The following is a 12,603-nucleotide window of genomic DNA, read 5'->3' on the forward strand; positions in this document are numbered from 1 at the left end:
AACTGTATTCATGAAAATCAAAGCGATCCGTACCCGCGTTTTCGAGTGGAAAGGTAAAGTCGTCCCACCTCAAGCGCACTTCTGCACCAACGCCAGCGACATCCTGTTCGAGCGCGGCGACGCCATGGGCTCGTTCCGTTTTCACGGCTGGCTGGTGGTGGAAGTCGAGACCGATACGGGCCTCATCGGCATCGGCAACTGCGCCCTGGCGCCGCGGGTGGCCAAGGAAATCATCGACACCTACCTGGCCCCCATCGCGATTGGCGAAGACCCGTTCGACAACGAATACATCTGGCAGAAAATGTACCGCCAGAGTCACGCCTGGGGCCGCAAAGGCATTGGCATGGCGGCCATCTCGGCGATCGACATCGCCATCTGGGACATCATGGGCAAGGCGGTCAACAAGCCAGTGTTCAAACTGCTCGGCGGTCGCACCAAGGAAAAGATCTGGACCTACGCTTCCAAGCTCTACGCCAACGACAACCTCGACCTGTTCCTCGAAGAAGCCCAGGGTTATTTGAACCAGGGTTTCACCGCGTTGAAAATGCGCTTCGGCTACGGTCCGAAAGACGGCCCGGCGGGCATGCGCAAGAACATCGAACAAGTGCGCGCCCTTCGTAACCTGGCCGGCCCCGACGTCGACATCATGCTCGAATGCTACATGGGCTGGACCCTCGAATATGCCCGCCGCATGTTGCCGAAACTGGCCGAGTTCGAGCCGCGCTGGCTGGAAGAACCGGTGATCGCCGATGACATCGAGAGCTACATCGAGCTGAAAAAAATGGGGATCATGCCGATCTCTGGCGGTGAGCACGAATTCACTTCGTACGGCTTCAAAGACTTGCTGGAGCGCCGCGCCATCGACGTGATCCAGTACGACACCAACCGCGTCGGCGGCATCACCGCCGCGCGCAAGATCAACGCCTTGGCCGAGGCCTGGTCAGTACCGGTGATCCCGCACGCCGGGCAGATGCACAACTACCACCTGACCATGTCCACCACCGCCTCGCCGATGGCCGAGTTCTTCCCGGTGTTCGACGTCGAAGTCGGCAACGAACTCTTCTACTACGTGTTCAAGGGCGAGCCGCAACCAGTCAACGGCTACATCCAGCTCGACGACAACAAACCGGGTCTGGGCCTGGAAATCTCCGATGAGTACTTGAACGACTTCAACATCATCGAGTGACCCTGTGGTGAGCCACTTATTCACGACTTTCCGGAGGCGACATGCGCCTGATTCAATTCGAAAACACTGCCGGTGAACGCCAGGTCGGGCTGGTCGACGGGGCACAAGTCCAGGTGCTCAAAGGCACCCGCAGCACCCGTGAACTGGCACTCGCGGCAATCCGCGCCAAACGCAGCCTGCAAGAAGAGGTCGCCCTGCGCGGCACCGAGCCAGGCCCGGATTACGCGAAGCTGTTGCAGCAGGGCCAGGTCCTGCCACCGCTGGATCACGAAGACCCGGCCCATTGCCTGATCAGCGGCACCGGCTTGACCCACCTGGGCAGCGCTTCGGCGCGGGACAAAATGCACCAGCAGGAAGGCGCCGTCGAAACCGGCATGACCGACACCATGCGCATTTTCAAGTGGGGCCTGGAGGGCGGCAAGCCAGCGGCCGGGCAGGTCGGTGCGCAACCGGAATGGTTCTACAAGGGCGACGGCAGCATCGTCGTGCGTCCCGGTGCAGACTTCCCGGTGCCGCCATTTGCCGAAGACGCCGGCGAAGAACCGGAGCTGACCGGGCTCTACGTGATCGGCGACGACGGCCAGCCGTATCGCGTCGGTTATGCCTTGGGTAATGAGTTTTCCGACCATGTCATGGAACGGCGCAATTACCTGTACCTGGCTCATTCAAAACTGCGCTACTGCTCGTACGGTCCGGAACTGCGTGTCGGCGAGTTGCCCAGACACCTGGTCGGCACCAGCCGCATCAAGCGCAATGGCGAAACGATCTGGGAAAAGGAGTTTCTCAGCGGCGAAGACAACATGTGCCATAGCCTCGCCAACCTCGAATTCCACCACTTCAAGTACGCGCAGTTCCTGCGCTCCGGTGATGTTCATGTGCACTACTTCGGCACTGCCACGCTGTCGTTTGCCGATGGCGTGAAAACCCAGCCAGGGGACCGCTTCCAGATCAGCCTCGAAGAGTTCGGTGCGCCACTGGTGAACGGCATTGGCGAAAGCGCCCAGCCGTTGCCTATCGGTCAGGTGCGTGTGCTCTAAACGCGGACCGGGAACGCCGACGAACCTGTAGGAGCTGGCTTGCCAGCGATTGGTCTCCAAGCCTTGCGCCGTCCTTGTGGACGCTATCGCCAGCAAGCCGGCTCCTACAGGTCGCATACCCGTTTCTACACAATCGATCAGGAAACACCCCATGACCACGCCTCTTGGACACAACTACATCGGCGGCCGCCGCAGCGCCAACGGCACCTTGCAACTGCAAAGCCTCGACGCGACCACCGGCGAGCCGTTACCCGGCACTTTCTTCCAGGCATCCGAAGCCGAAGTGGATGCCGCCGCCAAAGCCGCCGCTGCGGCGTACCCGATCTACCGCAACCTGAGCGCGGAAAAACGCGCGACGTTCCTCGATGCCATCGCCGATGAAATCGATGCGCTGGGCGATGACTTCGTCGCCACCGTGTGCCGCGAAACCGCGTTGCCGCCCGGGCGTATCCAGGGGGAGCGCGGTCGCACCAGCGGCCAGTTGCGCTTGTTCGCCAAGGTTTTGCGTCGCGGTGATTTCTACGGCGCACGCATCGACCGGGCGTTGCCGGATCGCCAGCCATTGCCACGCCCGGATCTGCGTCAGTACCGCATCGCCCTGGGGCCGGTGGCGGTGTTCGGCGCCAGCAACTTTCCCTTGGCGTTTTCCACGGCCGGTGGCGACACCGCCTCGGCCCTGGCCGCCGGTTGCCCGGTGGTGTTCAAGGCCCACAGCGGGCACATGGCAACCGCCGAATGGGTGGCGGACGCGATCATTCGCGCCGCCGAGCGCACGGAAATGCCGGCCGGTGTATTCAACATGATTTATGGCGGTGGCGTCGGTGAGTGGCTGGTCAAGCACCCGGCGATCCAGGCAGTGGGTTTCACCGGTTCGCTCAAGGGTGGCAATGCCCTGAGCCATATGGCCGCGACCCGGCCACAGCCGATCCCGGTGTTCGCCGAGATGTCGAGCATCAACCCGGTGTTCCTGCTGCCCGAAGCGCTGGCAGTGCGGGGTGAACAGATCGCGGCGCAGCTCGCAGGTTCAGTGACCCTGGGCTGTGGTCAGTTCTGTACCAACCCTGGCCTGGTCATTGGCCTGCGTTCGCCGCAGTTCAGCACCTTTCTCGAAACCTTTTGCGCGAGCATGAACCAGCAACCTGCGCAAACCATGCTCAATGCCCCGGCGCTGGCCAGCTACAGCTTGGGCCTGGGTGAACTGCACGAACATCCGGGGCTGAGCCATGTGGCGGGCAGACCACAACAGGGCAATCAGGCGCAGCCACAAGTGTTCAAGGCCGATGTCAGCCTGTTGCTCAAGGGCGATGAATTGCTTCAGGAAGAAGTCTTCGGGCCGACGACCATCGTCATCGAGGTCGAGGACCGCGCGCAGTTGGCAGCGGCGCTGCAGGGCCTGCGCGGGCAGTTGACGGCGACCTTGATCGGCGAAGCTGACGAGTTGCTGGAGTACCGCTGGCTGGCGGAGATGTTGCAGGAAAAGGTCGGGCGGATTCTGCTCAACGGCTATCCGACAGGTGTCGAGGTGTGCGAGGCGATGGTGCATGGCGGGCCATATCCGGCGACGTCCGATTCGCGGGGAACGTCGGTCGGCACCCTGGCCATCGACCGCTTCCTGCGCCCGGTGTGCTTCCAGAATTACCCGGATGCGTTGCTGCCCGAGGCGTTGCAGGATGCCAATCCGCTGGGGATTCGGCGGTTGGTGGATGGGGAGGTGAGTCAGTCAGCTTTGTAGCGCTTGAGCGATCGCCTTCGCGAGCAGGCTCGCTCCCACAGTTAATCTCAGTGTTCACAAATATTGTGTTCACAGGAGATCTAATGTGGGAGCGAGCCTGCTCGCGAAGGCGTCATTTGAGACACCGCAAATTTACCGGGCAGCCACCTTCGCAGGCTTCAACACCAGCCACAACGCCGCCGCAATCAACACCCCACCATAGATATGCGCCATCGACAGCGGTTCATCGAGAAACATCGCCCCCCACAACACGCCGAACGGCGGGATCATGAAGGTCACGGTCGATGACTTCACCGGGCCGATCGCGCTGAGCAGGCGGAAGTAAATGATGTAGGCAAACGCGGTACACGCCAGCCCCAATCCCAACAGCGACAACCAGACATTCCAGCCGCCCCAGCTCGCCGGCGGCTGGCTGATCACGCTGTAGCCGAACAGCGGCAGCAGGAACAGCGTGGCGCCGAGCATGCTGCCCAGCGCTGACAGGCGACTGTCGAGCCCACCGGCCTGATCGAGCCAGCGGCGCGCAAGAAAACCGGCAAAGCCATAACAGGTGGTGGCGAGCAGGCAGGCGAGGGCGCCCATCAGCAATTGCAGATCGAACGCGACCGGACCTGCGCGGGTCAGCACGCCGACGCCGAGCAGCCCGAGGAACACGCCACCGAGCTTGGCGCCAGAGAGTCTTTCATGGAAGAACAGGCCGCCGATCAATACGCCCATCAGCGGCGTGGTGGCATTGAAAATCGCCGAATACCCGGCCGGCAACACTTGCGCGGCCACCGAGTAGAGCGTTGCCGGAATCCCTGAGTTGATCACCCCGAGCAGCATCACGGTTTTGAGTTTGCCCTTGAAGTCCCAGCTGATGCGCATCAGTCCGAGAATCACCAGCAGCCCGACCGCCGCGATGGAAACGCGGAAAAAGGCCGTGGGAATCGTGCCAATCACCGGGGCGATGATGCGCATGAACAGAAAGCTCGCACCCCAAATGGCCGCCAATGACAGTAAACGCAATAGATCGACGGGGTTCACAGCGTGTTCCTTGCTTGATGGGGGCGAGAGTGTTGCCGAGCCCTTGAATGATGGCAACCGCAAAACGCACATGTAACTCTCAAGGGGCTCGAAAATTACACTTCTCCTGCACCCGCTTCACTGGCTAAGCTCAGGGCTCACGAATTCCCGCAGAGGTCTCACCATGCCGCAGCAATGGCCAGCCGCCGACATCGCCCGCCTGATCCTCGATGGCTTTGACGATTACCGCGAGCATTTCCGCCAGATCACCGACGGCGCCCGGGCCCGCTTCGAGCAGGCCAAGTGGCAGGAGACGCAGTCGGCGTCGGCGGCGCGGATCAATCTCTACGAAGAAAAAGTCAGTGAAACGGTGGAGCGACTGCACACCGCCTTTGACACCGATACCCTGGACGTCAGTTGCTGGCCGCTGGTCAAGAGCGCCTACATCAGCTTGATCGACCTGCGCTTCGACGATGAATTGTCCGAGACCTGGTACAACTCAATTTTCTGCGGGCTGTTCAGCCATGACCTGATCAGCGACGGCTGCATGTTCATCCACACCACACGGCCGAGCCTGCGCCGGGCCCGCGCCGCGCAAACCCGCACCTACAAACCCCAGGGCCAACTGTCGGGCATGCTGGCGAGCATCTTTGCCGACTATCGCTTCAGCGAGGAATACGCCGACCTGCCCGGCGACCTGCGCCGCCTTGAAGCGCAACTGCGCGAGAACCTGCCGGACTGGGTGTGCAAGGATCCGCAGCTTAGCGTCGAACTGTTTTCCTCGGTGCTCTACCGCAACAAGGGCGCCTACCTGGTGGGGCGCATCTACACCGCCGATGAGCAATGGCCGCTGGCGATCCCGCTGCTGCATCTCGAGGGGCGGGGCATCCAGATCGATGCTCTGATCACCGACGAGGCGGACGTGTCGATCATCTTCTCCTTCACCCGTTCGTATTTCATGGTGGATGTGCCAGTGCCGGCGGAGTTCATCGGCTTCCTCAAGCGCATCCTGCCGGGTAAGCACGTCGCCGAGTTGTACACCTCGATCGGTTTCTACAAACATGGCAAGTCCGAGTTCTACCGGGCGCTGATCAACCACCTGGCCAGCACCGACGACCAGTTCATCATGGCCCCCGGCGTGCGCGGCATGGTCATGAGTGTGTTCACCCTGCCGGGTTTCAACACCGTGTTCAAAATCATCAAGGACCGCTTCTCGCCGTCGAAAAACGTCGACCGCGCTACGGTGATCGAGAAGTACCGGCTGGTGAAAAGCGTCGACCGCGTCGGGCGCCTGGCCGACACCCAGGAGTTCGCCGACTTCCGCTTCCCGCTGAGCAAGTTCGACCCGGCGTGCCTGGAGGAACTCCTGGAAGTCGCGGCGTCCACGGTGTCGGTGGAAGGGGACACGGTGCTGATCCGCCACTGCTGGACCGAGCGGCGGATGACGCCGCTGAACCTGTACCTGGAAAACGCCAACGAGGCGCAGGTACGCGAGGCCCTGGAGGATTACGGCCTGGCGATCAAGCAACTGGCGGCGGCGAACATCTTTCCCGGTGATATGTTGCTGAAGAACTTCGGCGTCACGCGTCATGGGCGGGTGGTGTTTTATGACTATGACGAGATCTGCTTCCTGACTGAAGCCAACTTCCGCCACATCCCGCAACCGCGTACGCCGGAAGATGAGATGGCGTCGGAACCGTGGTATTCGATTGGACCGCTGGATGTGTTCCCTGAGGAATTTCCGCCGTTTCTATTTGCCGATTCAGGGCAGCGCAAGTTGTTTGATCAGTTGCATGGCGAGCTTTATAACGCCGATTACTGGAAAAGCCTGCAGGAAGCCATTCGCGCCGGCAAGGTCATCGATGTATTCCCGTATCGCCGCAAGGGCCAGGATAACGAATAACCCGCCGACACAGATCGTTCCCACGCTCCGCGTGGGAATGCAGCCCGGGACGCTCCGCGTCCCAAGAGCGGACGCAGAGCGTCCGTTGAGGCATTCCCACGCAGAGCGTGGGAACGATCACATGGCCGCCCAAATCTGCGACAATCCCCGACCTGCGCCACTAGACGACTGAATTGCGTACCCGATGACCGACGAATCGCCCTCCATCGACAAACTGCTGAAAAACCTCGATCACGCCATGCTCGCCGACCGCCACCGGCTGCGGCGGCAGTTGCTTGAGCTGCGCAAGAAACCTGACGAGGCCAAACTGGCCCAGTGGGTGACGCGGATGCAGGCGTCCTGTGACCAGGTGCTGGCACGCAAGGCCAGCCTGCCGGTGATTCGCTACGACGACAGCCTGCCGATCGCCGCCAAGCGCGACGAAATCAAGAAGGCCCTGCAACAGCATCAGGTGCTGATCATTGCCGGCGAAACCGGGTCGGGTAAAACTACACAGTTACCGAAAATCTGCCTGGAAATCGGGCGCGGCCAACATGGCCTGATCGGCCACACCCAACCGCGCCGAATCGCCGCACGTAGCGTGGCCGCCCGGGTTGCCGAAGAACTCGGCACGCCGTTGGGCGCCCTGGTCGGTTATCAGGTGCGGTTCGAGGATCAAAGTGATTCCAATACCCTGATCAAACTGATGACCGACGGCATCCTGCTGGCGGAAACCCAGAACGACCGTTATCTGGAACGCTACGACACCCTCATCGTCGACGAAGCCCACGAACGCAGCCTCAACATCGATTTTCTGCTCGGTTACCTGAAAACCCTGCTGCCGCGTCGTCCGGACCTGAAAGTCATCATCACCTCGGCGACCATCGACCTTGAGCGCTTTTCCAAGCATTTCGACGATGCGCCGATTGTCGAAGTGTCCGGCCGTACTTTCCCGGTGGACACCTGGTATCGCCCGCTGACCCTGGAACAGGACGAGGAAGGCAACCGTGTCGAGGATGACCTGACGGTGGATCAGGCGATCCTCGCCACCCTCGACGAAATTGCCGCCTATGAGCGCAGCGAACGCCGCAGTCCCGGTGACGTGCTGGTGTTCTTGCCCGGCGAGCGCGAGATTCGCGACGCCGCCGACATGCTGCGCAAGGCCCAACTCAAGCACACCGAGATTCTGCCGTTGTACGCGCGCCTGTCGCCGGCCGAGCAGCAGCGGATATTCCAGTCGCACCCAGGCCGTCGCGTGGTGCTGGCGACCAACGTCGCGGAAACCTCGCTGACCGTACCGGGCATCCGTTACGTGATCGACAGCGGCACCGCGCGCATCAGTCGCTACAGCTACCGCGCGAAGGTCCAGCGCCTGCCCATCGAAGCCATTTCCCAGGCCAGCGCCAACCAGCGTAAAGGCCGATGCGGACGGGTCGAACCGGGTATCTGTGTGCGCCTGTACAGCGAAGAGGATTTTCTCGGCCGTCCGGAGTTCACCGATCCGGAAATCCTGCGGACCAACCTCGCCGCCGTTATTTTGCAGATGCTGCATCTGCGCCTTGGCGAAATCACCGCGTTCCCGTTTATCGAGCCGCCGGACGGCAAGGCGATCAGCGACGGTTTCAACCTGCTGCAAGAACTCTCGGCAGTGGACCGCAACAGCCAATTGACCCCCCTCGGTCGCCAATTGGCGCGGCTCCCCGTGGACCCGCGCATGGGCCGCATGTTGCTGGAAGCGGCGAAACTGGGCAGCCTGCAGGAAGTGCTGATCGTCGCCAGCGCCATGTCGATCCAGGACCCGCGCGAACGTCCGCCAGAGCGCCAGCAAGCGGCGGATCAAGCCCACGCGCAATGGAAAGACGTCGACTCGGACTTCGCCGGGCTGGTCAACCTGTGGCGCGGTTTCGAAGAGCAGCGCCAGGCGCTGACTGCGAGCCCGTTGCGCAACTGGTGTCGCAAGAATTTCCTCAATTACCTGCGTCTGCGCGAGTGGCGTGACTCCCATCGGCAGTTGAGCCTGATCTGCCGCGACATGCAGTTAAGCCTCAATAAAGAGCCGGCGGACTACCCGAAACTGCACAAGGCGGTGCTGGTGGGATTGCTGAGCCAGATCGGTCAGAAAACCGAAGACGGCGATTACCTTGGCGCGCGCCAGCGACGTTTCTGGATTCACCCGTCGTCGGGTATCGGCAAGAAGCGCCCGCAATGGCTGATGACCGCCGAACTGGTGGAAACCACCAAGCTGTATGCACGGATGGTGGCCAAGATCGATGCCGACTGGATCGAGCCGCTGGCCGGGCACCTGATCAAGAAAAACCACTTCGAACCCCATTGGGAGAAGAAGCGTGGCCAGGTCGTGGCATTCGAGCAGATCACCCTGTTCGGGCTGATCGTGGTCGGCCGCCGGCCGGTGCATTACGGTCCGGTCGATCCGGTGGTGTCCCGTGAACTGTTCATCCGAGAAGCATTGGTGCGAGGCGAGATTCAGTCGAAAGCCAAGTGCCTGACGGCCAACCAGCAGTTGCTGGAACAACTCGACGAACTGGAAGCCAAGGCCCGTCGCCGGGACATTCTGGCTGACGAAGAAACCCTCTACGCCTTTTACGATGCGCGCCTTCCGGCAGAGATCCACCAGACTGCGACCTTCGACAGTTGGTATCGGATCAACAGCCAGAAAGACCCGCAACTGCTGATCATGCGCGCAGAGGACGTGCTGGCCCGCGAGGCCAGTGAAGTCACCGCCCAGCATTATCCGGACACGCTGCACATCGGCGACCTGGAGCTGGCCCTGAGCTACCACTTCGAACCGAACCACCCGCGCGACGGCGTGACCCTGCGTGTACCGGCACCGCTGTTGCCGATGCTGCCGCCGGAGCGCCTGGAATGGCTGGTGCCGGGGTTGATCGAAGCCAAGTGCATAGCCCTGGTGCGCAACCTGCCCAAGGCCTTGCGCAAGAATTTCGTGCCGGTGCCGGATTTCGTCAAGGCCGCGTTGCAGCGCATGACCTTCGCTGAAGGCTCGTTGCCACAGGCCTTGGGTCGTGAGTTGCTGCGCATGACCGGCGCCCGTGTCAGCGATGAAGCCTGGGTCGAAGCGGCTCAACAGGTCGAAAGCCATCTGCGGATGAACCTGGAAATCGTCGATGCGCAGGGCAAGTTCCTCGGCGAAGGGCGCGACCTGGCCGAGCTGACTGCCCGTTTCGCCGAGGCCAGTCAGGCCGCCCTGGCCGTGCCGCAAACCGCGAAAAGCCAGCAGCTGGTCGAACCGAAAGTATTTGCCGCCGTCGCCGAGAAAACCCAGCAGAAGATCGCCGGCTTGTCGATGACGGTCTATCCGGCGCTGGTGGAAGAGGCGGGGACGGTCAAGGAAGGTCGTTTCTCGACACCGGCCGAAGCCGAGTTCCAGCATCGCCGCGCCCTGCAGCGCTTGCTAATGCAACAACTGGCGGAACCGGCGAAGTTCCTGCGCGGCAAATTGCCGGGCCTGACCGAACTGGGCCTGCTGTATCGCGACTTGGGGCGTGTCGATGCATTGGTCGAAGACATTCTGTTAGCCAGCCTCGACAGCTGCATCCTCGACGGTGAAGACCCGTTGCCACGCGACGGCGCCGGGTTGGCATCGTTGGCCGAACGCAAGCGCGGCGCCTGGACCGAACATGCCGAACGCGTGGCGAGGCTGACCCTGGAAATCCTCAAGCACTGGCACGGCCTGCAAAAACGCTTCAAGGGCAAGATCGACCTGGCGCAAGCCGTGGCCCTGAACGACATCAAGCAGCAGCTCAGCCATCTGGTGTATCCGGGGTTTGTCCGGGAAACGCCGATGCAGTGGCTCAAGGAACTGCCGCGCTACCTCAAGGCCATTGAACAGCGTTTCGAAAAAATCGGCGCCCAGGTGCAACGGGATCGGGTCTGGAGCGGCGAGTTGTCCGGCCTCTGGACGCAATACCAGACCCGCGCCAACAAACACGCCCAGGAAGGCAAGCGCGATCCGCAGCTGGAGCTGTATCGCTGGTGGCTGGAGGAATACCGGGTTTCGCTGTTTGCCCAGCAGTTAGGGACGAAGGTACCGATCTCCGACAAGCGCCTGAACAAACAGTGGAGCCAGATCGAGCCATAATACGAGTCCTGTAGGAGCGAGCATGCTCGCGATGGTCGTCAACGATAACGCTGAGCGCCTGGCACCCCGTGGAGCTCTCCAGTCCATCGCGAGCATGCTCGCTCCTACAGGTATCGCGTTGTACCGCCGTATTTGCAAAAGGCGCCAAAACCCAAGGTTTATGGCAAACTTCGCGACCATAAGCGCCGGTTTCGCCCTCCAGAGCCTTTGGCCGGGTTGCGCGACGGAATAAAGCGATGCCAGGTTTGCGTCCCCCAGATGGGAATAGACCCTTTGTGTGTTGGTACGCCTGTACCAATGCTTTCTGCCTGAACAGATTAGAGACACGACCATGCATAACGTCGTCATCAGCGGCACCGGCCTCTACACCCCGGCCAACAGCATCTCCAACGAAGAGCTGGTGCAGTCTTTCAATGCTTATGTAGCTCAATTCAACACCGACAACGCCCAAGCTATTGCCCGCGGTGAAGTCGAGGCGTTGACCGAGTCCAGCGCAGCGTTCATCGAGAAAGCCTCCGGTATCAAAAGCCGCTTTGTCATGGACAAGGAGGGCATCCTCGACCCGCAACGTATGGCGCCACGCCTGCCCGAGCGTTCCAACGACGAATGGTCAGTGCTTTGCCAGATGGCCATCGGCGCAGCCGAACAAGCCTTGCAGCGTGCCGGCAAGACCGCCGCGGACATCGACGGCGTGATCGTCGCCTGCTCCAACCTGCAACGCGCCTATCCGGCCATTGCCATCGAAGTCCAGGAAGCGCTGGGTATCCAGGGTTTTGGTTTTGACATGAACGTGGCGTGTTCTTCGGCCACCTTCGGCATCCAGGCCGCGGCCAACAGCGTCCAGCTGGGCCAGGCCCGGGCGATCCTGATGGTCAACCCGGAAGTCTGCACCGGTCACCTGAACTTCCGCGACCGTGACAGTCACTTCATCTTCGGCGATGCCGCTACCGCAGTGATCATCGAGCGCGCCGACCTGGCCACTTCCAGTCACCAGTTCGACATTGTCAGCACCAAGCTGCAGACCAAGTTCTCCAACAACATCCGCAACAACTTCGGCTTCCTCAACCGCGCCGCGGAAGAGGGCATCGGTGCCAAGGACAAACTGTTCGTGCAGGAAGGCCGCAAGGTGTTCAAGGAAGTCTGCCCGATGGTCGCCGAGCTGATCGCTGCGCACCTGGAAGAGAATCAACTCAACGTAGGCGACGTGAAGCGCTTCTGGCTGCACCAGGCCAACCTCAGCATGAACCACCTGATCGTCAGGAAGCTGCTGGGTCGTGAAGCCACCGAGCAGGAAGCACCGGTGATTCTCGATACCTATGCCAACACCAGTTCGGCAGGTTCGGTGATTGCGTTCCACAAGCACCAGGACGATCTGGCCGCCGGCTCGCTGGCGGTGCTCAGCTCGTTCGGCGCCGGTTATTCGATTGGTAGCGTGCTGTTGCGCAAACGCTGATTTTTTCGCTGTAGCTGAAAAGATCGCAGCCTGCGGCAGCTCCTACAGGATCAGGTTTCAACGCGATATCGCGATTGAACATCGATCAATGTAGGGGCTGCCGCAGGCTGCGATCTTTTTTTGCGCGCCAATAGAAACAGCCTGGCGTTGATATATCGGAGGATGATGGGGACCGATACATCAACGCCAGG

At 61.3% G+C, this 12,603-nt stretch carries 7 protein-coding genes; 6 read left to right on the plus strand and 1 reads right to left on the minus strand.

Translation table 11 applies throughout. From position 1 onward, the window contains the following. Positions 1-10: 10 nt before the first annotated feature. The 3 genes from ACA054_RS07785 to ACA054_RS07795 all read left to right on the plus strand — a co-directional run bounded on the left by ACA054_RS07785 (position 11) and on the right by ACA054_RS07795 (position 3,955). Positions 11-1,186, plus strand: coding sequence for an L-rhamnonate dehydratase (locus ACA054_RS07785; RefSeq protein WP_497688879.1), 1,176 nt, complete (start codon positions 11-13; stop codon positions 1,184-1,186). Positions 1,187-1,227: 41 nt separating this feature from the next. After that, a complete protein-coding gene (gene araD1 / locus ACA054_RS07790) occupies positions 1,228-2,223 on the plus strand; it encodes an AraD1 family protein (protein ID WP_497688880.1) in 996 nt (331 codons plus the stop codon). Between the two features lie 151 nt (positions 2,224-2,374). After that, on the plus strand, positions 2,375-3,955 hold the full coding sequence (locus tag ACA054_RS07795; RefSeq protein WP_497688881.1) for an aldehyde dehydrogenase (NADP(+)): 1,581 nt from the start codon (positions 2,375-2,377) through the stop codon (positions 3,953-3,955). 132 nt (positions 3,956-4,087) lie between these two features. Here the strand turns inward: ACA054_RS07795 and ACA054_RS07800 are convergent, their stop codons facing one another. Beyond that, on the minus strand, positions 4,088-4,981 hold the full coding sequence (locus tag ACA054_RS07800) for a DMT family transporter (protein ID WP_497688882.1): 894 nt from the start codon (positions 4,979-4,981) through the stop codon (positions 4,088-4,090). Between the two features lie 163 nt (positions 4,982-5,144). Here ACA054_RS07800 and aceK point away from each other — a divergent pair, with 163 nt between their 5' ends. From aceK to ACA054_RS07815, 3 genes are all read left to right on the plus strand, one after another. After that, positions 5,145-6,863, plus strand: a complete 1,719-nt coding sequence (gene aceK, locus ACA054_RS07805; protein WP_497688883.1) for a bifunctional isocitrate dehydrogenase kinase/phosphatase — start codon at positions 5,145-5,147, stop codon at positions 6,861-6,863. Between the two features lie 184 nt (positions 6,864-7,047). After that, positions 7,048-10,959, plus strand: a complete 3,912-nt coding sequence (gene hrpA, locus ACA054_RS07810; RefSeq protein ID WP_497688884.1) for an ATP-dependent RNA helicase HrpA — start codon at positions 7,048-7,050, stop codon at positions 10,957-10,959. Positions 10,960-11,290: 331 nt separating this feature from the next. Next, positions 11,291-12,412 carry a beta-ketoacyl-ACP synthase III gene (locus ACA054_RS07815; protein WP_497688885.1) on the plus strand — a complete coding sequence of 374 codons (1,122 nt, stop codon included), beginning with the start codon at positions 11,291-11,293 and terminating at the stop codon, positions 12,410-12,412. The last annotated feature ends 191 nt before the right edge of the window (positions 12,413-12,603 follow it).

Source organism: Pseudomonas sp. LBUM1653, assembly GCF_059716115.1.